Source organism: Rhodopirellula islandica, assembly GCF_001027925.1.
Lineage (GTDB): Bacteria > Planctomycetota > Planctomycetia > Pirellulales > Pirellulaceae > Rhodopirellula > Rhodopirellula islandica.
Window position 1 is genome coordinate 508,165 of sequence record NZ_LECT01000044.1, and the last position, 25,587, is coordinate 533,751.

The 25,587-nt window shown below is 58.0% G+C and carries 17 protein-coding genes; 9 read left to right on the top strand and 8 right to left on the bottom strand.

All coding sequences use genetic code 11. From position 1 onward, the window contains the following. Positions 1-81 precede the first annotated feature (81 nt). The 3 genes from RISK_RS23175 to RISK_RS23185 are packed head-to-tail and all read right to left on the bottom strand — an operon-like array spanning position 82 to position 2,818. Complete coding sequence (locus tag RISK_RS23175; RefSeq protein WP_047816631.1) at positions 82-696, bottom strand: hydroxymethylphosphonate dioxygenase; 615 nt, start codon at positions 694-696, stop codon at positions 82-84. Then, positions 693-1,475 carry a methylphosphonate hydroxylase gene (locus RISK_RS23180; protein ID WP_047816632.1) on the bottom strand — a complete coding sequence of 261 codons (783 nt, stop codon included), beginning with the start codon at positions 1,473-1,475 and terminating at the stop codon, positions 693-695. The genes RISK_RS23175 and RISK_RS23180 overlap by 4 nt, the downstream gene beginning before the upstream one ends. Further along, complete coding sequence (locus tag RISK_RS23185; RefSeq protein ID WP_047816755.1) at positions 1,472-2,818, bottom strand: DUF5690 family protein; 1,347 nt, start codon at positions 2,816-2,818, stop codon at positions 1,472-1,474. The genes RISK_RS23180 and RISK_RS23185 overlap by 4 nt, the downstream gene beginning before the upstream one ends. Before the next feature lie 172 nt (positions 2,819-2,990). Between RISK_RS23185 and RISK_RS31925 the strand changes: the two genes are divergently transcribed. The 3 genes from RISK_RS31925 to tsf are packed head-to-tail and all read left to right on the top strand — an operon-like array spanning position 2,991 to position 5,102. After that, positions 2,991-3,329 carry a hypothetical protein gene (locus tag RISK_RS31925; protein ID WP_150122684.1) on the top strand — a complete coding sequence of 113 codons (339 nt, stop codon included), beginning with the start codon at positions 2,991-2,993 and terminating at the stop codon, positions 3,327-3,329. Continuing rightward, positions 3,298-4,071 (top strand): 30S ribosomal protein S2, encoded by a 774-nt coding sequence (rpsB, locus tag RISK_RS23190; protein WP_047816633.1) that lies wholly within the window; start codon positions 3,298-3,300, stop codon positions 4,069-4,071. Before RISK_RS31925 ends, rpsB begins: the two co-directional genes overlap by 32 nt. A gap of 50 nt (positions 4,072-4,121) precedes the next feature. Beyond that, the gene (gene tsf, locus RISK_RS23195; protein WP_047816634.1) at positions 4,122-5,102 is read left to right on the top strand and encodes a translation elongation factor Ts; all 981 of its coding nucleotides are present in this window, start codon (positions 4,122-4,124) and stop codon (positions 5,100-5,102) included. Between the two features lie 235 nt (positions 5,103-5,337). On the opposite strand, the gene RISK_RS23200 is transcribed toward tsf, so the two are convergent. Both RISK_RS23200 and flgK read right to left on the bottom strand, forming a co-directional pair. Then, complete coding sequence (locus RISK_RS23200; protein WP_047816635.1) at positions 5,338-6,267, bottom strand: prenyltransferase/squalene oxidase repeat-containing protein; 930 nt, start codon at positions 6,265-6,267, stop codon at positions 5,338-5,340. 1 nt (position 6,268) lies between these two features. Further along, positions 6,269-8,002, bottom strand: a complete 1,734-nt coding sequence (flgK, locus tag RISK_RS23205) for a flagellar hook-associated protein FlgK (RefSeq protein WP_236696601.1) — start codon at positions 8,000-8,002, stop codon at positions 6,269-6,271. Between the two features lie 649 nt (positions 8,003-8,651). Here flgK and trpB point away from each other — a divergent pair. The 5 genes from trpB to RISK_RS23235 all read left to right on the top strand — a co-directional run bounded on the left by trpB (position 8,652) and on the right by RISK_RS23235 (position 13,887). Beyond that, positions 8,652-9,875, top strand: coding sequence for a tryptophan synthase subunit beta (gene trpB / locus RISK_RS23215; RefSeq protein WP_047816637.1), 1,224 nt, complete (start codon positions 8,652-8,654; stop codon positions 9,873-9,875). Positions 9,876-10,153: 278 nt separating this feature from the next. Beyond that, positions 10,154-11,173 (top strand): class I SAM-dependent methyltransferase, encoded by a 1,020-nt coding sequence (locus RISK_RS23220; RefSeq protein ID WP_047816638.1) that lies wholly within the window; start codon positions 10,154-10,156, stop codon positions 11,171-11,173. Further along, on the top strand, positions 11,173-12,411 hold the full coding sequence (locus RISK_RS23225) for an aminotransferase class V-fold PLP-dependent enzyme (protein WP_047816639.1): 1,239 nt from the start codon (positions 11,173-11,175) through the stop codon (positions 12,409-12,411). The genes RISK_RS23220 and RISK_RS23225 overlap by 1 nt, the downstream gene beginning before the upstream one ends. Before the next feature lie 6 nt (positions 12,412-12,417). Then, positions 12,418-12,957, top strand: coding sequence for a pantetheine-phosphate adenylyltransferase (gene coaD / locus RISK_RS23230; RefSeq protein ID WP_173442718.1), 540 nt, complete (start codon positions 12,418-12,420; stop codon positions 12,955-12,957). A 21-nt stretch (positions 12,958-12,978) separates the two neighbouring features. Continuing rightward, positions 12,979-13,887: a helix-turn-helix domain-containing protein gene (locus RISK_RS23235; protein ID WP_047816640.1), complete on the top strand. Its 909-nt coding sequence runs from the start codon at positions 12,979-12,981 to the stop codon at positions 13,885-13,887. Positions 13,888-14,038: 151 nt separating this feature from the next. Here the strand turns inward: RISK_RS23235 and RISK_RS23240 are convergent, their stop codons facing one another. Next, the gene (locus tag RISK_RS23240; protein WP_047816758.1) at positions 14,039-17,821 is read right to left on the bottom strand and encodes a YhaN family protein; all 3,783 of its coding nucleotides are present in this window, start codon (positions 17,819-17,821) and stop codon (positions 14,039-14,041) included. Next, complete coding sequence (locus RISK_RS23245) at positions 17,818-19,113, bottom strand: metallophosphoesterase family protein (RefSeq protein ID WP_047816641.1); 1,296 nt, start codon at positions 19,111-19,113, stop codon at positions 17,818-17,820. The genes RISK_RS23240 and RISK_RS23245 overlap by 4 nt, the downstream gene beginning before the upstream one ends. 77 nt (positions 19,114-19,190) lie before the next feature. On the opposite strand from RISK_RS23245, the gene RISK_RS23250 reads away from it, so the two are divergent. Then, on the top strand, positions 19,191-19,739 hold the full coding sequence (locus tag RISK_RS23250; RefSeq protein ID WP_047816642.1) for a hypothetical protein: 549 nt from the start codon (positions 19,191-19,193) through the stop codon (positions 19,737-19,739). On the opposite strand, the gene RISK_RS23255 is transcribed toward RISK_RS23250, so the two are convergent. Further along, complete coding sequence (locus RISK_RS23255; RefSeq protein WP_236696602.1) at positions 19,710-25,574, bottom strand: DUF11 domain-containing protein; 5,865 nt, start codon at positions 25,572-25,574, stop codon at positions 19,710-19,712. The two genes, RISK_RS23250 and RISK_RS23255, sit on opposite strands and share 30 nt — an antisense overlap. Positions 25,575-25,587: the final 13 nt, after the last annotated feature.

The following is a 25,587-nucleotide window of genomic DNA, read 5'->3' on the forward strand; positions in this document are numbered from 1 at the left end:
ATCAGTTTGTTGAATCGCTCCAAGCAGCAAGCGGAGTGAAACAGGCGGATGCGGCTCCACTCCCAGCGGGTTTCGATTCTGCTATTTGCCGTTGCCTTGAAGCACGCAGCTTTCGACCGTTTCTTGGTAGGCTTCCAGGCCGGGGACTTCGAGGTCTTTGATTTTGGCGCCGTCGTCCCAGCGGCGGACGAGCACAACCGTTTCGTGGTGCGGATTCTTCTCGAATTCGGCGACTTCTTCGGGCGTGAACTTTCCACCTTGCAGGTCCAGGCTTCGTTTCGACGCCTGCGACAGCCCGTCGTGATAGCGGGGGTCGACTGCGCAGAGGTATCGTTTCGCAGGCACATGCTGACGAATGGATTCGATGATCACAGTTGGAAAGAAGGGCTCGAGCAGGTCTGCCCCAACGGTCTCGTGGCACCAATCTTCTTGCAAGAAATCCCCCTGGGCATCGTGCTCGTCCATTAGGAAGTGACCGATGTCGTGCAGCAGCGCTGCGGTCACCTGTTCGTCAGTGGCTCCGTTGGTTCGTGCCAGGAACGCCGCCTGCAGCCCGTGCTGAAGTTGGGTCACGGACTCGTCGTAGAAGCTCTGGCCATGCTGGTCCATGTATTGGAACAGCAAGCTGACTTTGTCTGCCGCTGTCTTTGCGTTCTCGAGGCACTCCGCCAGCGAGGTGTCGACTTTCTGATTCATGATTGTTCCGGGGGTTTGCCGTTGAAGTGACCGATTTTACTAACTCGCATTCTCTGATCGCCAGCCTTCGCCGCCTCCGCGAAGGCTTGTCGTTTGTCGGCGTAATACGATGCGCGAAGATCGCCTTCTGCAAGCGCGTTGTAGGTGAGGTAGAGCGTCCGCCGGGACTGATCCGTTTGATTGAAAGGACTGTAATGGGGGGCATAAGAGCTGAAGAACAATGCGTCTCCAGCTTTCATCGGGATCGGTTCCCAGTTCAGTGATTTTGCTTTGCTCTCTTCAATGCAGCCCTGGTCGTTCAGGTGAATCAAACCTTCGCGGTGCAACTCTGGAGCGAAGTAAAGGCAGCCGTTTTCTGGTGTCGCGTCATCAATTGCGATGGAGCACGTGATGTGCAGCTTCACGAATTCATAGGCGGGAGCATCCTGGTGTGCGGCGTATCCGCCACCACCGGGATACTTGTAGTTGATTTTTTCTTTGTACAGGACAACAGGCTGCCCGAGCAGGCTGCCGGCTGTTTCCGGGACTTTGCCGGTGGTCAGCAGTCGTCGCAGTCCGTCATGAAAATCGATGATGTACTCCGTTCGAGCCGGCCTTGCGATGGGACCGATTTGCTCAAAGTGATGCATCCACTTTTCCGGATCGGGCGGCCATGAGCTAATTTGCTCCACCCATTCTTTCAGGTCGTTGGTTTCGGTTTCAGAAAGAAAGCCAGGGAATTGGACGTAACCTTTTTGTTCCCATGTTTCGAGGTGATCCACTGACGGAGAGATGCTCATGGCGTGACTCCTGTCGGCACTGCGGTTTCGGGAAGAGGGTGTTCAATGGTTTCCATCGGGAAGGAACTTCCTTGTTTTCGAAAGTAGAGAGCCACAACCGCCGCCAGGGCGATGGAGGCAGGTGAAATGACCACAGCGAGCCTGAACAGCAGGCCTTTGAAGTCGACCGATTCGGGGCTGATCAGATGAAAAAGGATCATCATGAAGATGGTGCAGAAGTAGCCCGCGCAGTCGCCTAGGTAGAGCAAGTACCCCGCGTTGGCTTTTTCTTTCAGCAGCGCGACTGCCCGCTCATAGACCGTCGTATGAAATAGGACGTAGGGAACGTAGAGGCAGATTCCAATCTGAACCATGTAGAGAAACGCGGTTGCTTCCGTCCACTCAGGGGTGCTCCACCAAAACAGTGTGGTGCCAAAGGCGCTGGCAAATGAAACCGCGATGATCCCCATGCTGACCTGGAACGCTCGGTAGTTGCCCGGAATCAAAACGGTGATTGCGCTCAACAGGACGGCGACGACCGCCACCCAGGTTTCCGAAATAGCGAATATCTCCGGTCGTTCAACGCCGAATCCCGACCAGATTTCGGTTGCGTAGTCGTCACGGATGCTTCGGAACACAGTGAGCAAAACCATGACCAAGACCAATGCGCAGATCCCCAATGCGTAGCGTGAAAAGAAGCGTCCACGTTCCTCCCCGTTGAATGGGGTTCGAGGAGAACGGGCGGAGATGTCAAGTTCGCCTGGGGGAGGCAATTGTTCTAGCATCCAGACACCTAGAAGCAGTGGCACCCAGAACAACGCCCCGGTCACGAAGGGCATCCAGAAAGGGCTGACTTGTTGGTATTCCATGAGCATTGCTCCCACGGACTTCACCGATCCAGAGGCCATGATGAAGCTCGCACAGAGTCCTGCGGCCAATGCCTCCGTCACACGGCGTCCCTCGAGATAAGCAAAGACGCAACCGAACACCATCCCCAGCGGCAAGCCGTTGAAAAACAGGCAAATCGGTTTCAGCGAAAAAGGCACCACGGCATACAGCAGCAGCGCCAGATGGGAGACGGCAATGAGCGACAGGATCATCACCGCCCTTCGCCGAGGCGATAGCTCGGAAATCACCTTGATGCCGATCAGCTTGGAAAGTGCGTAGCCGCCCACCTGGGCAAATAGCAGCACCACCTTGAAATCAAGGCCGCCAATCAGCAGGCCCTCGTACTTGACCACCGTGAACGGCTTGCGGAAGGCGTACATGCAGAAGTACGTGACGAAAGCCGCCAGCATCGCCCAGAGCGTCAACGCGATTGGGTGGCTTCGGTCCAAGCGATTGGCAATGGCAGCGATTCGCATGAACAGGTCCGTTTGGCTGGAAGCGTGTGCGATGATGAGGGATGTGTCACCGCAAGGCGGGGATCGTAGCTTTCCAACTTGTGTGAAAGGTGAATGCTGCATGAAGCTCGCAAGAAGGAATCACCGATCCCATTTGCTGGACTCCGAGTCGATTTCGGATCGGTTCGTGCCGATGAAAGATTCATGGAATCCCGTGAATTCCTTGGGAAGACCCGATTGGAAGAAGTCCGTCGGGGTTGCAAATTTTCGCTCTGAGACGTACTTTTTGCCTTCCTTTCCCGCCCCGCCAGTGTTTTGGCAGGGCGTATCCTTTACCCAGTTCATTGCATTTTGGGGCGAAGGGCACCGAAATCACGCGTTTTTGCGTCGTTTTCACCGCTCTGGGGCTGCTGTTTTCCTGTTGATGGAAAGCCAGTTCTCCGAACCCGCACTGAACCAAATCCTGGAGATGCCGCGAACAATGCGCGGCAAAGATTCTGATGGCAAACGAAATTGTCAAAGAGATGATTGAAGCTGGTGTCCACTTTGGTCACCGCACCAGTCTCTGGAACCCGAAGATGGCTCCTTACATCTTCGGTAAGAAAAACCAAATCCACATTCTCGACATTCGCGAAACCCTGCGTGGTTTGCTGCGAGCGAAGAAGTATCTGTCGCAAGTCGCCGCTGGCGGCAGCTTGATTCTGTTCGTCGGCACCAAGCGTCAAGCTGGGGAAGCCGTTGAAGAGCAGTCGCTGCGTTGCGGGATGCCTTTTGTCAGCGAGCGTTGGCTCGGTGGCACCCTGACCAACTTCCGCACCATTCGCAGCCGACTGGGCCGTTTGGAAGAGCTGGAAGCCCTGCGGAAGGGTGACGGCATCAACGAATACAGCAAGAAGATGCAGTCGTCGTTGAACCGCGAATATCGCAAGATGTATCGCAACTTGAACGGTTTGCGATCGATGAACCGGTTGCCGGAAGTCATGTTCATCGTCGACCCAGGCAAAGAACGCAACGCGGTTCGCGAAGCCAAACGTTTGGGCATCACGACCGTTGCTCTGATCGATACCGACAGCGACCCAAGCCAAATCGATTTGCCGATTCCAGGCAACGATGACGGGATTCGCAGCGTTGAAATGATCATGCGAGAACTGGCGGACGCTGTGATCGCTGGCAAGGGACAAACCCAAACCGAAGCGGCACCCAACACCCAGGCTGCTCCGGAAGCCGCTGCCGCGCCCGCAGAAGAAGTCGCCGCCGCTCCCAGCGAAGGCTGATCTCGACCACCACATTCACTGAATTCAATCAACGATTAGGAAACAGAAACATGACGACGATTTCCGCCAAGGCGGTGAGCGAACTTCGCAAGTCCACCGGCGCCGGGATGATGGATTGCAAGAAGGCATTGGAAGAATCCGGTGGCGACTTGGATGGCGCGATGGACTACCTCCGCAAAAAAGGCCAGAAGGTCGCGGCCAAGCGAGCGGATCGCGAAGCTTCCGAAGGCGTTGTGGCTGCCGTGGTTGAAGGCAAAAAAGGCTTGTTGTTGGCACTCAGTTGCGAAACCGACTTCGTTGCCAAAAACGAAGCGTTCATCGAGCTGACCAACACCATCGCCAAGATGGCTTTCGACGCCAATTGCACCACGATTGACGAAGTCAACGCACTCGAAATCGACGGCACGACGGTCAAAGAGCGTTTGGTCAACGAAACCGGCAAGGTCGGCGAGAAGATCGAAGTCTCCAATTTGGAAGTCGTCGAAGGTGAAAACCTGGCGTCGTACATCCACGCGGGTGCCAAGATCGGTGTCCTGGTGTCGTACAAAGACGGTGGCAAAGAAGACGCGCCCCTGTTCTTCCGCGGCGTCTCGATGCACATCGCTGCCATGAAACCTTCGATCCTTCACCCCAACGAATTCGATGAAGAATTCGTTGCCAAGGAAACCGAAGCACTTCAGGCTCAGATCAACGCTGAGAATGAACTGAACGAACGAGAAAACCTCGGCAAGCCGATGAAGAACGTTCCTCAGTTTGCAAGCCGTCGCCAACTGACTCCTGAAGTCTTGGCTGCGACCGAAGATGCGATCAAGGAAGAACTGAAGGCCGAAGGCAAGCCTGAGAAGATCTGGGACAAGATTGTTCCTGGTAAGCTCGAGCGTTTCATCGCCGACAACACGCTGCTCGACCAAGAGCGTTGCTTGTTGAGCCAGTTCTACGCACTGGACGACAGCAAGACCGTCGAAGCTGCGATCAAAGAATTCCACCCGGAAGCCGAAGTGGTGGTCTTCAAGCGAGTCTCCGTCAACTGATTGTTGACCCGCGAATCTGAAATTCAAAACGCCTTGCTCATGGCTTTCATGAGCAAGGCGTTTTTTGTGATCCAAGCGTAGTGGTCTGTCAGGACTTGTTTTTAGGGTAGTGGACGAGGCCACGAGTCCTGAACTGGCGTCAAATCCAAGGACTCGTGGCCTCGTCCACTACGATCAACCCTATCTTTTAGCTGTGACAGACCAGTCGCCGGATTTGCCAAGCATTCGGACTCGTCTACAGATCCAGTGTCTGCAGCAACGACAGTGTGGCGACGCCATAGAACGTGTATTCGACGTCCGGGGTTTGGTCGAGTTCAAACCCAACGAAGCCGCCCTCTCGCTGCATGGAATCAGCGTATCGCTGCAATCGCGGCGCGTCGATTCTGGAACCGGCACCGAGGTCGACCAGCGTGATCAGACCGGTGCAAGAGCTGAGCAAGTCGGCGAACGGAATTCGCGTGTTGGCGGTCAAGCCACCTTCGTCACTCTGCATCTCCAGCAGAAACTCAATCGTGTCGGCCTGCTGAGCAGGGTCCAGTCGCCCGAGTGTCTTCAGCGATCCAATCGCAGCCGCGGTCGGGTTCACGCCCGCTCGTTTGGCAACGCGGATCTCGCGGTAGCCGCCATCTGGTTGCTGTTGGCTTGCCAGGAATCGGAGGAGGCCATCGACGTCGGGGACGGGGACCTCCATCAGTTCGTAGCACAGCACAGAGAGAAACGTTTGGTAGGTGCTGCCGGCGCGGCCCTCCGGCGTTTTCGCGAATCCGCCGTCGTCGGTGCGGAGGTCTGCCAGCAACGCCGCGACGTTGTCTCGCCATTGGTGGTCTTCGTCCGAGATCACCACGACGCCGGAGGCCATTTCGAGAATCGCCGCACCAAAGATCAGGGACATCAGGTCCACGATGGAATCCCGTTGTCTCATCCGCCGGCGTAGGAAAATGCCTGCTGCTTCGGCGGTTGGGGGGTCGAGTTCGTCGAGGAGCCAAAGCGTTCGCAACGCAAAGGAGGAGTAGTAGGGATCGCTTTCGCCTTCGCGGCCCGCAAATCCACCGTCGTCGCGTTGTCGCAATCTCAGCCAGTCTGCGTGGCGAGATCGGAATTCGGGGCTCAGCCGACTTGCACCGACGGACAATCGCAACGTCAGTTCTTGCAGGTAACCACTCAAATCAAATTGCCAACAAGATGTCCAGCATTTCCGCTGCGGTTGAAATCACGCGCGACGAAGCTTGGAAGGCGCGTTGGTAGGAAATCATCTTAATCGACTCTTCGTCGATGTTCACACCGGTGATCGCCAGGTGTTGGCTTTTCAGCGTCGAATACAAATCGTTGAGTCCTTCGGTCGCACTGTTCTGCACGCTGATTTCGCGTCCCAGTGCCGCGATGGTTTGTTCGTGGATTCCGCGGATTGAGCGGTTGCCCAGTTCGTCCAGCGGTTGATCCACCAGGTCGAGCATGTTGTACAGCGTGTTGGTATCAGCATTGATGCCGCCGTCGGAAATCGCCAGCAAATCGATGTTGTCGGCCAGCACCGAGTTGACCTCGATGTCCACCGCAGACGATCCCGTGAAGAAGGTGTTCATTCCGGCCGCCGCCACAAAACCACTGGTGTCTTGCCCAAAGGTGAACTGGGCCGTGGCCGAGTCGCTGTCGATTCGAATGCGACCATCGCCGGAAAGCGACGCTGTCACACCTTCGACGGCGTTGATGTCAGAGACAATGGATGAGATGGTCGAGTCGTTGACGGTCCCCAAGTTGCGAACGTCGATCCGCGTGGTGCTGACCAGTTCTCCGTCGGAGTCCACGATGTTGAAATCAAAGCTGCCGTTGCTCGGTTCAAAGGGCAATTCCGCTTCGCCCAGTGGCACACCGGGTTGGCTGGTGTTGCTGGAAACCAACGAGGTGAATCCGGTCCGGCCTTGGCCTTGAGAGTGAACCTTGTTCACGCCCTGGATGAGTGCCGCAGCCATTTGATCCAGGCTCTCAACATATTCGCCGAAGACACCGCTGCGAGCTTCCATCGCCGCGCCAAGCTTGCCTCCGGTGGCTTTCAGAGGAGCGTCGGTGTCGATGATTCGGACTTCCTGCCCGCCCGCCTCTTCACTGTAGGCAGAGTAGACTTCGCGGCGATTGCCATCGGCAATCAAGTAGTCCCCGCCCACGAAGACGCTGACGTTTCCCGACGCTTGCTCTTGGAAGTTGATGTTGACGTAGCTGGCCAGTTCTTCCAGGTCGCGGTAGCGTTGGTCACGCAGTCCGGTCGCGTCGCTGCCGAGTGTGCCGCCACCTTCGATGGTTGCGATTTCGACGTTCAGCTGAGCGATTCGTTCAGTCAGGCGATTGATTTGCGTCGCCGCGTCATCGAGTTCTGCATTCCAGCCGTCTTGCAGTTCACCCGCGTTGGTGCGGAGTTGTTGGACGTTGCTGGCCAGAGTTTGGCCTTGGATGATCACAAATTCTCGGGTGGCCGCATCGTTGGGCTGCGTCGACAGGTCGTGCATCGCATTGTTGAAGAGACTGAATTGTTCATTCAGTCCACCGCCATCGAGGTCCGTGATCAGGGACTCCAGTTGGCCGTAGGCGGAGCTGAGCGAATCGGCACCGGCCGCCGCGGTTTTCGCGTTGAACATCCGCTCGGCTAATTGCTGGTCGATCACCTGCACGACACCGGTGGCGCGAACACCGTGGCCCTGGATCAAGTTGCCCTGACGGTAGGCCACCGCAGGCGTCTGTTCCAGACGTTGGCGGATATACCCTTCGGTATTGGCGTTGGCGATGTTATTGCCAACGACCTGCAGTCCAATCTGGGCCGCGTCAAGCGCCCCCTTGGATTGTTGGATGGTGCCGAACAGCCCCATGGTCGTCTCGCGAAAGTGTGAAGCCGAGCGTTCGTGCGCGCACACGTGTCTTCGTTGAATCGGCTCACGAGCCCGTCAAACTTGACCCAATCGGTTCAGCAGGAAGCAAAGTCATTGACCTGGGCGGTCACCTTGTCTGGCGACCCGCCCCACTGGTTGAGAATCCACCATTCTCAGGAGGTCGTGCAGTTTTTAAATGCTGTGCTTGCAATGCCTTAAGAACCCCGCCCGTGCAGCGGGAGGGGTCGGAAAGCGAGCGTTCAGCGAGATTTCCGGGGGAGGGCAACACGCGCCGCTTCCCCTGCTCGGCCCCCTCCCTCGCGCACGCCTGAACGGCGTCGCTCGACCTCCCCCAAAACTTCGTTTCAGGAGAGGTGCGCCACGTGAAAACCCGCCAAAACGCAGCACCAGAAAACTGCACGACCTCCAAGGGAGGGTGAAGTAAAACGGCACGATCTCTCAGCGGGGGGATGGCTTTGCTGCTGAAAAATTTGGGATGCCGGGGTTCTTTCTCGCCTGGGCTGCGACTCGGAAGTCGACGCCGGAGAACATCGGAACGCCAATCTTGGCATCGGACGTGCAAAACATCATGGCGGACATGTCGGGCTTCACGTTGACCAAGTTTTGTTCTCCAGTGACAATTCGGTTACGGAAGTCTTCGAACCCTTTTCGTTTTTCCCGCTGAAACTACCTCATGAGTACCGTCCCGTCGCAGCAACATGCCTCCGCCCAAGTCCCCGATTCTCGCGGGCGATTCGGCGATTTTGGTGGCCGTTTCGTTCCCGAGACACTCACGCGGGCACTCGATGAGCTTTCCGAAGAGTACGAAAAGGCCAAGCGGGATCCCGAGTTTCAGCGTGAATTGGACGGTTTGCTGAAGACCTTTGTCGGGCGTCCCAGCCCGCTGTACCACGCCAAGCGGTTGTCTTCGGCCGTTGGTGGGGCCCAGATTTGGTTGAAACGCGAAGACCTCAATCACACCGGCGCTCACAAAATCAACAACACGATCGGGCAAGCCCTGCTGACGCTGCGGATGGGCAAGACTCGAGTGATCGCCGAAACCGGCGCTGGTCAGCATGGCGTGGCGTCGGCGACCGCTTGCGCCCACTTCGGACTGCCCTGCACCGTTTACATGGGCGCGGAAGACATTCGGCGGCAAAAACCCAATGTGTTCAGCATGAAGTTGTTGGGGGCCAAAATCTCGCCCGTCGAGTCCGGTTCGCGAACGCTGCGGGACGCGGTCAACGAAGCGATGCGAGACTGGATGGCTTCGGTCGAGAACACGCACTACATCATCGGCAGCGTGATCGGCCCGCATCCATTCCCAATGATGGTTCGCGATTTTCAATCGGTGATCGGCCGCGAAACGCGTGAGCAGTGCCGGGACACGTTTGGTCGGTTGCCGGATTGCGTCGTCGCATGCGTCGGTGGTGGCAGCAACGCGGCGGGCATGTTCTATCCGTTTGTCGAAGACGAAGGGGTGCGAATGGTCGGTGTGGAAGCTGGTGGCCGATCGGCAACACCCGGTGATCACGCCTCGCCACTGTCTTATGGTTGCCCCGGCGTTCTGCACGGCAGTTACAGCTACGTGATGCAAGACGATGATGGTCAAACGTGTGACGTGCATTCGATGAGCGCCGGATTGGACTACCCCGGGGTCGGTCCTGAACACAGTTATTGGAAGGACACGAAACGCGTCGACTACATCGGTTGCCGTGACGAGGAAGCGCTGATCGCGTTTGAACGCTTGGCATCTAGCGAAGGCATCTTGGCAGCCCTTGAAACCTCTCATGCGGTGGCCAAGGCCATGGAGGTCGCGGCCGAAATGTCGGACCAAGAACACTTGGTGATCTGCTTGTCCGGACGAGGCGACAAGGACTCGATGGAAATCGCTCGTCTGCGCGGCGAAGAGTGGTGAACCACGTTTGCCGTTTCATGAGCGGCACGGCATGAGTCCGAAGCCACCTGCTCTGGGGTTTCACCTTCCCTTTGGGAGGGTCGAGCGAAGCGAGAGGTGGTCTAGGCGTTGGATTCCAGTCTCACGCCCCTCGGCTCAGCATTGAATCGGCTGACTGACTGGACAATCCGCTGACGAGATTCGTTGTTCGAAGCTGACCTGATCATTTCTTGGCTGTGCAGCCTTCACGAGGCGTTGCCCAACCCACCCATCCGTTTGACTCTTCTTTCTCTGATTGCATGTCTGCCCAAGACCGTACCCTGGATCACTACCAGGAATTGATGACCATCAACGCCACTTCGCACGTGTTGCGAACCGGCCGTGAACTCGGATTGTTCGACGCCTTGCTGGAAGGTCAGAAAACGCTCGAGGTGCTGGCCGAACGCACCGGTTTGCCGGAGTCACGGTTGTTGCTGTTGCTGCGACCCCTGACATCGGTGGGGATCATCGAGAAGTACGCCGAGGATTATGCGATTTCATCGGTCGCTCGTTTGTTGTGCCAGTACGACGCGGACCTGGGCGACGCGATTTGGCAGGGCGCCCCGGCCGGATTGAAATCCGAGCCACAATCGTCTGCCGATGCCGCCGTCCCTCAGAGTCGCTTTGATTCCATTGCCGCGACTCAGTGGGTGCACACACCTGCGGCGATGCAGGCGGCAGAAATCTTGGACTTTGGACCGACTCCAGGAGAAGAGGACGAAGGCGCAGGAACGGTTTTGAGTTCCGGCGACTCGGCTCCACAAACGTTGCTCGATCTCGGATGCGGGTCGGCGGTATGGAGCTGTGCGGCGGCTCACCGTGACCCACAGTTGCGAGTCACGTTGGTGGACCATCCCGGTGCCTTGGAAGCGGCGCTCGCAACTGCCAACTCGATCGAGTTGGGTGATCGCTTTGAATCCATTCAAGGCGACGCTTTGACCACCGAGCTTCCCGAGGGGCAGTTCGACCATGTGTTGATCGCTCAGCGACTGAACAGCTATTCGCCCGATCAGATTCGTTTGATGTTGCAACGCGCGACGTCCGCGGTGAAGTCGGGTGGGCGGGTGATTGTGATTGATTCATTCGAAGGCCCGAACCGCCCGAGTTTGGCGGAGTCGATTGAAGCCCTGCGGATCGGAATTGAGACCGAAGGCGGTGCGGTGCCCGAATTGAAAGAGGCTCAGGAACGGATGAAGGCTGCCGGATTGGAATCGATTCAGTTCACCTTCATCGCAGCCAGTCGCGTCGGACTGGGGCTGATGACTGGGATCAAACCGTGATGGTTTCCAAGCCTTCGTCGCGAGACGCGAATGTGCCGATCGGATCGGACATGGGAGACGACCCATGGCTGTGGTGGCGGGATCGCATGCCGGTGACCAACCATTGGGCTTACTTCGACCACGCAGCCGTGGCACCGATCAGCCAACCGGCCGCCGAGGCACTTCGTTCCTTCGCCGAAGTCGCGGCATCGCATGGCGATGTGCACTGGATGGATTGGTCCAATGCCGTCAATCGATTGCGTGACCTGACGGTGGATTTGATTCACTGCGAGTCGGAAGAGGTCACGTTGGTTCCCAACACCACCACCGGAATCAACCTGGTCGCCGAAGGTCTGGTTTGGAAAGCCGGTGACAACATGGTTGTTCCGGAAGGCGAATTTCCAAGCAACCTGTATCCGTGGCTGAACCAGCAAGCTCGCGGTGTCGAGATTCGAATCGTTCCGCGTCGTGATGGACGCGTCGAAGTCGAGGACTTGATGGCTCAAGTTGATGAACGCACTCGTTTGATCTCAGTCAGTTGGGTCGGCTACGCCAGCGGTTTTCGCGTGGACCTGGATCACTTGGTGAAAGAGGCCCACGAACGAGGCGTGCTGGTGTTCCTCGACGCGATCCAAGGTTTGGGCATGTACCCGCTCGACATGCGAACCTGCGATGTCGACTTCGTCGCCGCTGACGGGCACAAGTGGCTGCTCGGTCCGGAAGGGGCCGGGGTGGCGGTGATTCGCAAGCGTCATTTGAATTCGCTGCGTTGTCCCACCGTGGGCTGGAAGAGCGTTGAGAACGCGCACCTGTTTTCGGGATCCACATTTGAGTTGCGGGAGGACGCATCCCGTTTTGAAGGTGGCTCGCTGAACCAATCCGGAATGATCGCGTTCGCGGCCAGTTTGGAAATGTTCACCGCGGTGTCGCAACGATTCGGGGCCGATGCGATCGGAAATCGCGTGTTGGAACGCGCTCAGCGTCTCCGCGGTTTGCTGACGCAAGCCGGTGCGAAATTGTTGTTTGGGCCTTGGGATGAGACGCCTCACGCCAGTGCGATCACGACATTTGAAGTGCCTGGGGAATCACCAGATGATTTCCGCACGCGGGCTCTCGAATCGGGGGTGGTGATCAGTTGCCGCGGCGGCGGCATTCGGGCCAGCGTTCATGTCTATAATGACGACGCGGATTTGCAACGATTGGCCGATTTGGTCACTTCGTCCCCCGCTGTTTCTTCTTCCAATCCAGCGCGGAGCTGATCTGCCTTGTCTCTGAACTCCTCCAACGCCGACGCTGGCGAACTGTCGCATTCCATCGCTGTGTACACAGGGTCGTTCGATCCTGTCACGCTCGGTCACTTGCACATCATCGAACGCGCCTCCAAGTTGTTCGACACATTGGTGGTCGGGATCGGCATCAACGCAGACAAAAAAGCGTTGTTCAATCCGGAAGAACGCATCGAATTGGTGCAAGCCATCTCGAATCATTTGCCGAACGTGCGTGTTCAAACCTTTGATGGTTTGGCGGTCGATTTTGTGCGTTCGCTGGGTGCCAGCGTGATGGTGCGGGGGATTCGTCCACTGACCGATATCGCCGGCGAGTTCACCATGATGATGGCCAACCGCCAACTCGACGCGGAAATTGAAACCGTGTTCTTGATGGCCGACGAGCGATTTGCGCACGTCAGTTCTTCGTTGCTGAAACAGATCGCAATGCTGAGCGAGGACGATGGGCACCTGGCGAAATTTGTGCCGCGTCCGGTCATCGCGTCCTTGCGTGCCAAGCTTTCCGCGCAAGCGTTCTGATACTCGCCGGGAATCTGCCTGATGTCCGGGGAATCTGTTCCGCCAACTTCAACGTCGCCCACCCGCGCCCGTCAGGTCCGCACGGCGATGCCGGAACAGTTGCCGCCATGGGGGGTGTTGGTGCTTGAGAGTCATCATGCACCTGATTTTTCGATGCAGTGGCGTGAGCACCCGTTTGTCAAACTCGTTTACTTCCTGAGTGGTGCGGGAACGTTTCATCTCGATGACCGTCCCATTGCATTCTCTGCTGGTGACGTGTTCGTCATCGCGCCCCATCTGCGGAATCGAATCTGTGACGGCGAAGGCACCCCGTCCAGCTTGTATGCCGGGTGCATCTGCGAGAATGTGTTGAAGGCGGAGCCCGTCACCGCGGCAAGAATTGCTTCGGGCAAGTTGTCGGGTGGCAACCGACAAACGCATTTTGTTGCGTCGAAATTGCGACGAATGGTTTACACGCAAAACTTGGCGTCATCGTCGTGCGGCATCGACATGATGATCGATGCCTGGAGATTGCTTCGTGGCGTCACGGATTACGATTGCCATCGAAAAGCCGGCAACATCGAGTCGATGCTGGAACCAATCGGTGTCGAGCAGGCAACCGACGTCGGAATCGTCCAGCAATACATTGATGAGTTGCAGACATCGTTTTTAGAAGCCACCACGCTTGATGCCGCCGCGAATCAACTCAATTTGTCTCGTCGTACCTTCACCCAGTTGTTTCGTGAACTGACGGGCACGACTTGGTTGAGGCGAGTGCGTGAACTGGGAATTGAACACGCCAAAAAACTATTGCAGGAAACCGATCTGCCGATCGCATCGGTCGCCTTTGAATCTGGCTTTGCTGATCTCTCGACGTTCTATCGAAGATTCACCTCGATGGTCGGCCAATCACCGGCTGCCTATCGGCAGCAGACCCATTCCAACGTCTGACAATCGAGCCTGAGGCCGTTCTCCGTTTTTCGTTGGGATGACTCCACCCCGAGCTAGCGATGACGGCCCCGTCCGGGGCGAATTTGCATGGACGGCTCCGGAGGTGCCTACATTGATAGCTCGGGGTGGGAGCCCCGAGATCGCTCATTGCTCATTGCGAGAAGACGTCGAAGAGCGTGTCAGGCGGCGAAAGGCTTTCGTCGGACTTCTTGGGCGTTGGTTGGGGGGCCGTCTTTTTGCGAGTCGGTTTCTTCTTTGGTTTGGGGGCGGACTCGGATTGTTTGACGGGTGGAGTGGACGCATGCGGGCTGGTTTCGCCCAGACGATGCACGTGGTACCCATCAACGGGAAGCGTCTCGGACGCCAAGTCGACCAAGTGATCGTGGTGGGTGAACAAGATGACTTGGGTGGTGGTGGAGAGTTCTGAGAAGACCTTGAGTGCCGCCGCAGCCCGGCGGTCGTCGAGCTGGATCAAGCAATCGTCAATGATCAGTGGGATCGCATTGGCGTGGGCCAATTGATGTTTCAACGACGCCAAACGCAGCGCCAGATACAGCGCGTCCGCGGTGCCGGTGCTCATGCGATTGGCCGGCACATCGATCCCATCTCGAACGCCGAACAGCGATGGTTTGTCGCTGTCGCCGTAATCGACTCGCAAGGCCTGATACTCGTCGCAGGTGAGCGTCGCGAAAAAGGATTCTGCCTCACGCAGCACGGGTTCTTGGTTTTGGTTGCGGTAGTGTTCCATGGCTCGCTGCAAGATCGCCGCGGCCAAACGCAGGCGGATGTACTCTTCTGATTCCCGTTGCAGTTTGCCGAGTGAGAACTGCATTTGTTGGGAGAGCTTGGACGCCTCACCGCTTCCATCGATGGCCTTCAGCTTTTCAGTCAGGCTCCAGAGTTCTTTTTGCGACACCGAGAGTCTTTCGTCCAGCTCACGTTTCTTCTCGGTCAATTGTTTGAGTTCTTCCGCGATCATGGCGGGCTGCTGGTCACGCAAGGATTCGACGAACGATTCGCGATCCTGCCCGCTCGCCCAGTGATCCAGTTGGGCTTGCAGGTCAGCGACTTTGGATTCCGCGATCACGCGGCGACGGCTGCGTGCTTCCACTTCGCCCAGTTCTTCAGGAGCAGTGCAATGGGCTTCGTCGCAGAGTTGTTGCTGCGTGATCGTGAGTCGTTCCAGTTGCTCGTTTGCGTCCGCGAGTTCCTGTTCGCGTTGGCGGAGTTGTTGTTGAACTTCGTCCCGAGCGCTGCGGGCGCGTTGTTCGCGTTGCAGGCGTTCGTGTGCCAAATTGATGGTCTCGGCGAGTTCGGTCAAACCGACTGCGTCGCCTGCGGAATCAGTCGGGGAGGTGGAGTCAACGTCCTGCGCCGTCAAGGAATCTCGCAAGCGTATGGCGCGTCGGACAAAGGTCTCGGATTCTTGGCGGATGGCTGCGATTCGAAGTGAGATGTCGTCCCGTTGTTTCTTTTGACCGATCAACTGCGTGATCGAGTCCATCATCGACAAGGCGTCTTGCGGGGCCGGTTTGGAACTCAGATTGAGAGACGCAGTGAGTTCATCCCATTGTTGATTCCAGTCGTCCAAGGCGGTCTGTCGGCGCTGCAGATTGGATTCCAGGCCGGGGATTTCGGTTCGGCAGTCGTTGCGTTTGTGCTCGCGTTGTTCGCGAAGTTTGAGTTGTTGAGCCTGCTCGGCGCGTTGGGTCAACGCCAAGTCATGCAGACGCGAAAGCGTGGTGCAGGTTGGTTCCAGAGAATCCTCGGATGAGGTGTCGGATTCGGGGATTTCCAGGGCTTGTTGCAGCCTCGCAATGGCTTGTCGCAGTTGAGCGTGAGACTGGTCCCGTTCGCCGATTGCGGTTTGCAGTTCCGCGAATTGCTCGATTAGTTTTTGATGATCCGACATCCAGGTTCGCATCGCATCGGGATCGCTGGCTGGGATGCCCGCGGCATGCCAAATGGATTGCCAGTTTTCTTGAGCCTGCGTCAGGGAAGCTTGAGCGTCAGCGATCGCGAGGTCGTGCTCGGTTGACTGACGCCGCAGTTGATCCAAGTTGTTCTGGGCGGCTTGCCGTCGGTAGATCGATTCGTGTTGCGACTGGAAGATATCCGAGATGGAATCAGCCCGATGGATCGCCAGTTCGGCTGCGGCGAGGTTCGCTGACCATTGATCGGGGGAAAACGAGTCCGCGTTTTGCTTCATGCCAGCGAGGATCTCGTCGCGATGCTGGCGGGCGTCGCGAAGATCTTCGGGCGTCGGCAGATCTCCCGCGTCAGCCTTGAGGGACGCCAGTTTTTCTTCCGCGTTGGCAAGTGATTGTTGCAATTCCTTGGCTCGTTGCTGGCCCAGCATGACTTCTTTGCCAGCCCGTTCGAGAGCTTGCGTTTGTTCGGTCAATTGCGACTGGGTCGGCGGTGACAGTTCGACGGCGGACTGAATTGCGGCGTCATCGCTGGACGTCTCCAACTTCAATCGGCGATGGATCGTTTGGCATTCGCGAGCGAGTTTGTCGACTTGCGTTTGTTCTCGCCTCGCGGATTCAATCCAACGCTCCGGGGCGCCCATTTCTTCGAGCGTGCGGTCGAGCAGTTGAAACTGCGTTGGCACGTTGGATTCTGCCAACACGTCTTCGGCCATCGTGAGTTCACGCTTGGCTTTGTCGAGTTGGTCCGAGGCATCGTCGCATTGTTGGACCAACTTCTCGTATTCGCCAGCCAAACGTTGAATCTTGGATCGTTGCGATTCACTGATTTGCAGTGAGTCAACTTGTTGAGTCAACGCATCCTGATTGTCATCGGTTGTTGCGTGCACCGCTGGAAGCGGGGATTCCCCGAAGGCGAGGTCATGGAGTTGCGATCGCATCTCTTGTTCAAGGCTTGCCAACGCTTGTTGCAAGGTTTCTTTTTCTCCCTCGGCTTTTTCTCGGCTGGGGAGGTCTCGGTACAGGGCCAGGATTTCGCTCTCGAAGAGCCCGATGGATTCGTCGTGTCCGAGTTGCTTCCGTTGCTGAGTGAGTTCAGCATGGTTTTGTTGTAGATTTTGTAGCAGGCGGGTGGTCGATTTCTGCTCTTGTTCCCATTCCCGTCGGCGGTCAGAAAAGTCATCGGACAGCATGGGGGCGTCTTGCACGCTGGCCAATTCTTGCGTCGCCGCTTTCCAGCGTGGGATCAATGGCAGGGCTTGTTCGGTCGATTGCAAGCGGCCCATTTGTTGGACGAGCGATTGGGACTCTTCTTGCCAGCTTTGAATCTGGGCTTCTTTTTCGGCCAGTTGTTTTTGCAGGTCCGCGAATTCGGCCGGTGGGACTTGTGCCTCACGCAGTCGGCGACGCATTTCGTCGAGTTGTTGCAGGCTGTGGTTGATCGTGGGTGTTTTGCCGGTGCGTTTGAAGCGTTCGCTGGCTTCGGAGTCGAGTTGTTCATAGATCTCTCGCAGGCGTCCGATGCCGGCACCCGCTGAGAACAAGATTTCGCCGAGTTCGCCTTCGCCTCGCAGAATTTGTTCACCGCCGAGCAGCAATTCTTCGTGCGACAAACCAAAGCGTGAACGGAAGGTGGCTTCATCGACGCCGCCTAGCATTTGAGCCAATTCGGACTCGGCGATCTCGGCTTGGTCGTCGGCACCTCGCAAGGTGTTTTTGCGACCGCGACGCCGGATGCACTCGAGGACTCTTTCGGGGGCGGATCCATCGCTGGACAGCGTGGTCAGTCGCCCACCGACGCGTAGTTTCGCGGCGGGATGCAGGAAGGCATCGTCGGCGCGGGTGGCCATGCCAAACAACCAAGACGAGATGGCACGCAGGCTGGTCGATTTACCGGATTCGTTGGGACCGACCACCAAATGGAATCGGTTCGGGCCTGCCGAAAGGTCGAGGCTGCGGTTGGTGATGTGCCCAAAGGCGATCAGGTCCAAGCGTTCAATGATCATCGTTTGCCTCCTTGCAGTCGTGCGAGCAATTCCGTGGTTGCTGCTTCGATCCATTCGTGACATTCTTCAGGGTTGTCCAAGCGAATGGGGGCTTGGTCGCCACTGAATTCGGTCGGCAGTTTTTTCAGTAATGGGGTGATCTCGCTGGCCATCCAATCCGAGTCGCCTCCGCCGGATTTCAATTCTTCGACGACGGAGAGAATGCTGTGCAGCGGGCCCTCCTGATTCGTATCGTGTTGTTCCGCGGGCGAGTGATCGACCTCGGCCGAGGTTTTGATCTTCAACCGTTCCAACCAGACTTGTCCGTGGCCATGGGTGACCGAAGTGGCTCGCAGCGACGCTTCCAAATTGGATTGTTCACGCATCCATTGGTGATGCAGCGATGATTGGCCGGACAAGATGACTCGGGTGACCAGCAACCGATTCTCGGCCTGTTCCAGTTGGTCGTTCATCCAGGCTTCATAGGCGTCCATCAATTCATCGGTGTGCGACCATTGACTTGCATTGGCGTCAAAGGTTTCAAATCGGACGACATCGAGCGGCATGAACCGACGCTCAGTTTGATTGCGAGCGTCAAGGTCGACGAGGAGGCAACCTTTCGGTCCCGATTCGCGAATGTGTCGGCCTTGAATGTTGCCACTGAAGACCACCGGGGCGGTGCCTTCGATTTGGTGCTCGCCGCGCAAGTGAATGTGGCCGAGGGCCCAGTAGTCGTAGCCCTTGTCGGCGAGTTGCTGCGGGGAACAGGGGGCATACGGATCGTGACCGTCCAGGCCTGACAGTCCGGTGTGCAAGATGCCGAGGTTGAACATGCCGCCGATCGGTGCGGGGTATTCGGCGGCCATGTCGCCGGTTTCGGCTCGTTTGGCATAGGATCGGCCGTGGATCACGATGCCGAGGTCTTCGAGCACACGTTGGTCGACTTTCTTTTCGCTGAGCAGAATATCGGAGCCGTCAGGGTTCTTTGGCAGCGGCAGGTTCGACGTCATTTTGTTGGCGGCGTCGTGGTTGCCTCGAATGACGGCAACGTGGATGCCTTCTTGAACCAATCGGCTGGCTTGTTTGACAAAAAACAGACCGGTGTTTTGGTCGGGCCAATCGCCGTCGTAGAGGTCGCCTGCGATGACGACCAAGTCGACTTGTTCGTCGATCGCCAACTGGGTCATGTTCTCGAGTGCTCGCCGGGATGCCTCACGAATTTCGTCGACGGGAGCGTCTTCGTAGGCGTCAAGCTTCTGCAGGGGGCTGTCCAGATGAATGTCGGCGGCGTGAAGAATGCGGCGGTGACTCAAGAGGCTTCCTGCGGGCGGGGTGGGTGAAGAGCGAGTTGGGGACGACGACGTCGTGTCGGACGGCTAGACTGATCGACATGATAACGCACCATGTTCGAATCGGCTTCGCGGGAGAAATCTACCTGGCTCGTGCCCAGCGACGGATCGAACGTGGCCGGCGAGTGTTGGTGCGAACACCCCGCGGGGTGGAATTGGCCGAAGCATTGTCGGTTTGCGACGATGACGGCACACCCACCACCCTGGAAATCCTCCGGCCGACCACACACAACGATGATCTTCTGATCGAGCGTTTGCAGCGGCACAAGGTTCGCGCGGTTCGCGAATGCCAAGCGATTTTGGCGGAAAGCGAATCGTCAGCGGTTTTGTTGGACGTCGATCAATTGTTCGACGGCGGGACGCTGGTGATGCACTTCTTGGGGGAACCGGATGCCCTAGGCCGCGAGCTGACCGATGCGATCGTTCGCCGCTACGAAGCCGAAGTCAAGAGCATCGAGCTGAGTGATTTGATGCAAACCGGTTGCGGACCGGGGTGCGGCACCGCCGACGCCGGTGGCTGCGGCGGCGGGTGCTCGTCATGCAGCGGATGTGGGATCGTCTCAGCGAGACAAAAACAGCCGCTTGGATAGGACACGTGGGGCTCGGATCTCAAGAGCGACTTGGTCGTCCTCGTCTGGATCGCCATTGCCAGGCACACTGTCGACGTCGAACTGGTCGGTTTGCGTGACCTCGGCGTTCAATGTTTTCAACCCGCGAGTGTCGACGCGTGCGGTCAGGACCAACTGGACGCTTGCACCGGACGCCAAGGGGCCGATGTTCCACAGGCCCGTCGCGGGATCATAGGTGCCTTGCTGCGGTGAGACCGGTGGTACCAACGTCAACCCATCGGGCAACAAGGATTCGATGACGACGCCGGTGGCATCCGAAACACCGTCGGCATTGGCGGCGGTCAAGGTGATCGTGATGATGTCATCGACTTCGGGTTCCAAGTTGTCCACCGTCGCGGTGACGCTGACGTCGACCACTTGAGGTGTGATCTGGACCGAAGCCAGGTCATCTTCGTCGGCACTCGCGTTGCCTGGAATGCTGTCCGGGTCGATTTGATCCGACTGGATGATTTCGGCCACGTTGGTCACCGATCCAGACTGCTCAACGATGGCGTTGATTTGCAACGTCGCGGATTGATTGGGTTCCAAGCGAGTCAAGGTCCAAAGACCTGTTCCAGCGTTGAAGGTGCCTTGGGTTGGCGTCGCGTCTTGGAAGTTCAGCGAACCGGGCAAAATGTCCCGGATCACGACGTTGGTCGCAGGATCGTTGTTGGCGTTGGTGATGGTCACCAAGTACTGGACTGTGTCGCCGCGATTGGGATCCGAGATGTCGACGGACTTGGTCAACGACAGGTCCGCACGTGCGATCATCAGGATCGCGGAGTCGGCATCGTCTTCGTTGACGTCGCCGTTTCCAAACACGCTGTTGCGATCAGGTTGGTCGGCCGAGGCGACTTCGGCAAAGTTGGTGATGCCGTCACGAAGGAGGTCGTCCGTGATCGCGTCTCGATTGACCGATGCGTTCAGCGTCAGCGTGACCGATTCGTTGCTGGGGATGCTCGGGATCGACCAAGTGCCCGACTGAGGGTTGTAGCCTCCGTTGGCGGTCGACGAAGAGACAAAGATCAGCCCGGCGGGCAATGAGTCGGCGACTTCGACATTGGTGGCTGTCGTTGGTCCCGTGTTCGAAACGGTCAATTCAAATTCGACCGGGTCGTCCAAGTCGAAACGGGTGCCGTCCACCGTCTTGCTGAGCGCCAGATCGATCAGCTGGGCTTGGACGTCCACCGAGGCTCGGTCGTCCTCGGCTGGATCGACGTCGCCATTGCCCGGCGTGCTGTCTGGGTCGCGTTGGTCGCTGGCCATGATCTCCGCCACGTTGGTTTGCAACGATTCGGAGTCGACGTTTGCGGTCAGTGTCAGCGTGGCGGTTTGACCAGATGTGAGCTCATCGATCATCCAAATCTCGGTGACCGGCGAGTAGGTGCCGTCGGAAGTGGTTTGGTCGGTGAGGTCCATTCCGGCGGGCAAGAAGTCACGGACGCGAATTCCGGTCGCTGGGTCGGGGCCGCTGTTGCGAACGGTGATCGTGAAGGTGACCGCGTCGCCAAAGTTGGGCGAGGCATTGTCGACGGTCTTGGTCAGCGAAAGGTCGGCGCTCGCAAGGGTCACCATGGCGGTGGCGGTGTCGTCTTCGCCGTCATCCAATCCACTGTCAGGAACGCTGTCTTGGTCGGCTTGCTCGGCAGCGATCACTTCGGCTCGGTTTTCGAGTGTTTCCACGTCGCCGATGGTGCCAGTCAGCTCCAGCGTGGTTTCTTCGCCGGATGCCAAATCACCAATCGTCCAAAGTCCGGTCGCTGCATTGAATGCACCGGCGGGCGACGAGGATGTGAAGGTGTATCCATCGGGAAGCGAGTCGCGAACGACGATTCCGGTGGCATCGTCGGGCCCATCGTTGCGAAGCGTCAGCGTGAAGGTGACTTCGCCGTTGATGGCGGGACGTTCGGGGGAAGCGGTCTGTGTGAGCGAGAGATCGATGACCGGCGTGGTGATGCTCGCACTGGCTTGGTCGTCTTCCGCCGCGACGTTGTTGTCGGGCGTGGAATCGATGTCGTCTTGATCGACGGAAGCGACCTCAGCGGTGTTGGTTTGTGTTCCAACTTGGTCGACGATTGCAAACAGGGTCAACGTCGCAGTCGCGTCATCGGCCAAGGAGTCGATGGTCCACTCGCCCGTGTCGGAATCGTAGGTGCCGTCGCTGAGAGAATTGGATTCGTAAGTCATTCCCGCGGGAAGCAAGTCGCGGACCACGATGTTGGTTGCTGTGTCTCGCGTGGTGGCGGTCTCGCCATCATTGGTCAACGTGATCGTGAAGGCAACGCGGTCGCCGACGTTGGGGGACGGGTTGTCGACGGTCTTTTCCAACGACAGATCAATGAACTCGACGCGAGCGGTCACGCTGGCTTGGTCGTCTTCGGCCGGTTCGTTGTTGTCCGGCGTGCTGTCCGAATCGATCTGCCCCGCCGCAATGACTTCGGTGCGGTTGGTGATCGTCGGTGAGTCCGACGTGACATTGTTGTTGACGCGAGCGTTGACGATCAGCGTCGCCGTTCCGGAGGGGGCCAATTCGCCGACTGTCCAACGACCGTTGGATGAGTTGAAGCTGCCCGTTGTCGGTGTGGCATCGATGAACGTCAGGCCGATCGGCAAGTTCTCTTCGACGATGACTCCGGTGGCGGTGTCCAAGCCCTCGTTGCGAATGACGATTTCGTACTGAATGGCTTCGCCCAAGCGTGGTGTGAGATTGTCGACGGTTTTGAACAGTTCTAAATCGATTTGTTCGGCTTGTAGGCTCACTGCGGCTTGGTCGTCTTCGTCGATCAATCCGTTGCCCGGGGTGCTGTCTGGATCCGGAAGTGTGGCTTGGATGATTTCCGCAGTGTTCGTCAGTGTGCCCCGGGAAAGCGTTGTGGCGACGATTTCGAGGGTGGCAAACGACGGGGCGGCGGTTCCGGAGTCAGCGTCCAGCTCGGGGACCGTCCAGCGACCGGTGTTCTCGTCGTAGGTGCCGATGGAGGCGGTGGATTCGACGTATTGCAGCCCGGCAGGCAGCGAGTCCAGGACGATGAACTGCCCCGAGGGATCTCCGCTGTCGTGGCGAGCTGTGATCGTGAAGGTCACGTTTTCGCCAACGTCAGCGTTGGTGTTGTCGACTGATTTGGTGAGTGACAAATCGGCTTGTGCGGGAGTGACGGCGCTGGACGCTTGATCGTCTTCGGTCGCGTCTTGGTTGTCAGGCGTGCTGTCAGGATCGAACTGGGCCGCCTGCGTGATCTCGGCCGTGTTGGTGATGGACGCGAACAGATCGCTGCGACCGGGATCTAAAATCGCGGTCAGGGTCAACGTCTCGCTTGCTCCGGCCGCCAGCGAATCGACCGTCCATGTTCCCGTGGCGTCGACATGAGTGCCGTCGGTGACTTGGGCGTCCTGGAAAATCAGTCCGCTTGGAAGCAGGTCGGTGACTTGGATGTTGGTCGCTGTTGTGATCGGAATCGCAACGCTGGTTTCGGCGTTGGACAACGTGATCGTGTAGGTGATTGTGTCGCCGGGCTCTGGGCGGGCCGGTGTGACCGTCTTGGTCAATTGCAAGTCGATCGCATTGGGGGTCAGTGTCGCCGAGTCGGTGTCGTCCTCGGTGGAAGCACCTGCACCAGGAGTGCTGTCAGGGTCGCTCTGGTCTGACGCCGTGATGGTGGCCGAGTTGGTCTTGATCCCGAGACTGTCGACACGTGCGATGATCTGCAGAGTTGGCATGGCCGGGATTGGGTTGCCTGGGTTGGGAGCGGTCACATCGCCGACCGTCCAAAGTCCCGTGTCTGAATCGTAAGTTCCAGACGAGGTCACATCGCTGACGTAAGTCAATCCGGCTGGCAGGCGATCTTGAACTTGAACCCCCGTTGCGTCGTTGGGACCCTCGTTGTCGACCGTGATTGTGAAGGTGACGTTCTCGCCGACCGTAGGTGTTTCGTTGGAGACGGTCTTCGTCAGCGAAAGGTCGGCGACCGGAGTTTGGAGGAGGACTTCATCCTGGTCATCTTCATCGATCAAGTCATTGCCTGGAGTGCTGTCGCGATCCGTTTGGGTGACCGCCAGGACTTCCGCCACGTTGGTGAAGTCACCGGCTTGGTCAACGCGAGCGACCAGTTCCAATGTTGCCAGTCCGCCGACGTCGAGCGATGAGATCGACCAACGGTTCGTTGACGTGTTGAACGAAGTGCCGGCGCTGGGCGTGTTGCCAACCAGCGTCAATCCCGCGGGCAAGCGGTCTTCCACCACAATCCCTGTGGCGGTGCTGAGCGTCGCGTCGGTGGCCGTGTCGAGCGATGAGTTTTGCAACGTCAGCGTGAACGTGATCTCGTCGTCGACGTTGGGTTGGCTATCGGAAACCGCTTTGGATAACTGCAAATCAACTCGCGTCGCGGTCACGGTCGCGGCGTCTTGATCGTCGTCAGCCAGCACGTTGTTGTCGCGGGGACTGTCCGCGTCGAGTTGTTCGGCCGCTGTGATTTCCGCCACGTTGGTTTGCGGATCCAGGCTGTCCAGTTGCCCGGTCAGTCGCAGCGTGGCCGTCGCGCCGACGGCGAGACTTGGGATGGTCCAAAGTCCCGTGCCGGGCGTGAAGGTTCCTGTGGAGGTTGTTCCGGTGGTGTTGATGATTCCCGCGGGGATGCGGTCCGTCACAACGATGCCCGTTGCGGGATCGGGGCCGTTGTTGGTGACCACCACATCGAACACGACGTTCTCGTTCAACGTGGGTTCCGTGGTGATCAGGGTCTTGGTCAATTCCAAGTCCGCTTCGCCAGCGTTGTCGATGTTCTGGACGATGATGGTGGGGCCGACGGTGCCGAGCAGGTCGGCGATCGCGTCGTAGTCGGGGCCGCCACTGACTTCGAGTTCGATCGCACCGATTTGGGTCAGGTCGGCGCCACTTCCGCTGATGGTTTGGAAGTCGGTGAACGGGATGTACTCCACCGAAGTGGGCTGCGTTGGCAGGGCGGGAATGGTCAGCGTGGCTTGGCTGACCAGGGTTCGACTGCCCGCGATGCCATCGTCGCTGTAAAGTCGGATCAGCGCCGTGCCACTGGTCACCGAGCCGATGACAAATCGCAGGCCCGTCGCGGAACCACCGCTGGTGAGATCGATGGCACCCAAGCCGTCGTCGTCGACGGTTGCAGCGTCGTCCCCGGCCCCGTCCCAGATGACCAAGCGGCTTCCGTCGGCGAACCCGTTGGCATCGAAGCTGAGCAAGTTCGGGGAGACGGCTTGGTTGACGCCAATGGCCACTGTGCCAATGTCGCCTGTGCCACCTTGGGTTTTGTCGACCAACAAATCACGTGAGCCGCCGATGGCTTCGGCCGCGGCTTGCGTGGACGTGACCGGAGTCCCATCGGTGACCGTGTCTTCCACGCTTTGAGTGGTTTGGAAGGAGTCGATGGTTTGGAAAGATTGCCCGGCCACTTGCGTGGTGGTCACCGTGATCAACGGCGAAGTTTGCTGCTGCAGCGAGCGACCGTTGACGGTCTGAGCGGGCTGGAAGACAAAGTAGGAACCCGCGGTCACGCCCGTGAATTGGTAGTTCCCACTGGGATCTGCCATGGCCATGTTGACTTCGACGTCGTCCGTGTCGGGTTCGAACACCCCATCGCCATCATCGCGGAACAGATCCAAGGCGACGTCTTCAAAGTTGCCCCCAAGGAAGCTGTCCGTGACCTGCCCCTGGATCGTCACCAAGTCAGACGCCACCGCCAACAACCGCCGATTTTCAAGGGATTCCAACAACAATCGACGCCGGCCTCGGTGCATTCCAATGGTGGAACGGGAATCTGTCCGTGGTTTGCGACTGGGGAATCTCATCGTCACTGCTTTT

What these genes read in the sequence shown, in the direction of transcription:
- RISK_RS23250 (WP_047816642.1), top strand. Translation starts at nt 19,191, where the DNA reads ATGATAACGCACCATGTTCGAATCGGCTTCGCGGGAGAAATCTACCTG.
- rpsB (WP_047816633.1), top strand. Translation starts at nt 3,298, where the DNA reads ATGGCAAACGAAATTGTCAAAGAGATGATTGAAGCTGGTGTCCACTTT.
- RISK_RS23225 (WP_047816639.1), top strand. Translation starts at nt 11,173, where the DNA reads ATGGTTTCCAAGCCTTCGTCGCGAGACGCGAATGTGCCGATCGGATCG.
- trpB (WP_047816637.1), top strand. Translation starts at nt 8,652, where the DNA reads ATGAGTACCGTCCCGTCGCAGCAACATGCCTCCGCCCAAGTCCCCGAT.
- RISK_RS31925 (WP_150122684.1), top strand. Translation starts at nt 2,991, where the DNA reads ATGAAAGATTCATGGAATCCCGTGAATTCCTTGGGAAGACCCGATTGG.
- RISK_RS23255 (WP_236696602.1), bottom strand. Translation starts at nt 25,574, where the DNA reads ATGAGATTCCCCAGTCGCAAACCACGGACAGATTCCCGTTCCACCATT.
- tsf (WP_047816634.1), top strand. Translation starts at nt 4,122, where the DNA reads ATGACGACGATTTCCGCCAAGGCGGTGAGCGAACTTCGCAAGTCCACC.
- RISK_RS23240 (WP_047816758.1), bottom strand. Translation starts at nt 17,821, where the DNA reads ATGATCATTGAACGCTTGGACCTGATCGCCTTTGGGCACATCACCAAC.
- RISK_RS23175 (WP_047816631.1), bottom strand. Translation starts at nt 696, where the DNA reads ATGAATCAGAAAGTCGACACCTCGCTGGCGGAGTGCCTCGAGAACGCA.
- RISK_RS23235 (WP_047816640.1), top strand. Translation starts at nt 12,979, where the DNA reads ATGTCCGGGGAATCTGTTCCGCCAACTTCAACGTCGCCCACCCGCGCC.
- RISK_RS23185 (WP_047816755.1), bottom strand. Translation starts at nt 2,818, where the DNA reads ATGCGAATCGCTGCCATTGCCAATCGCTTGGACCGAAGCCACCCAATC.
- RISK_RS23220 (WP_047816638.1), top strand. Translation starts at nt 10,154, where the DNA reads ATGTCTGCCCAAGACCGTACCCTGGATCACTACCAGGAATTGATGACC.
- RISK_RS23180 (WP_047816632.1), bottom strand. Translation starts at nt 1,475, where the DNA reads ATGAGCATCTCTCCGTCAGTGGATCACCTCGAAACATGGGAACAAAAA.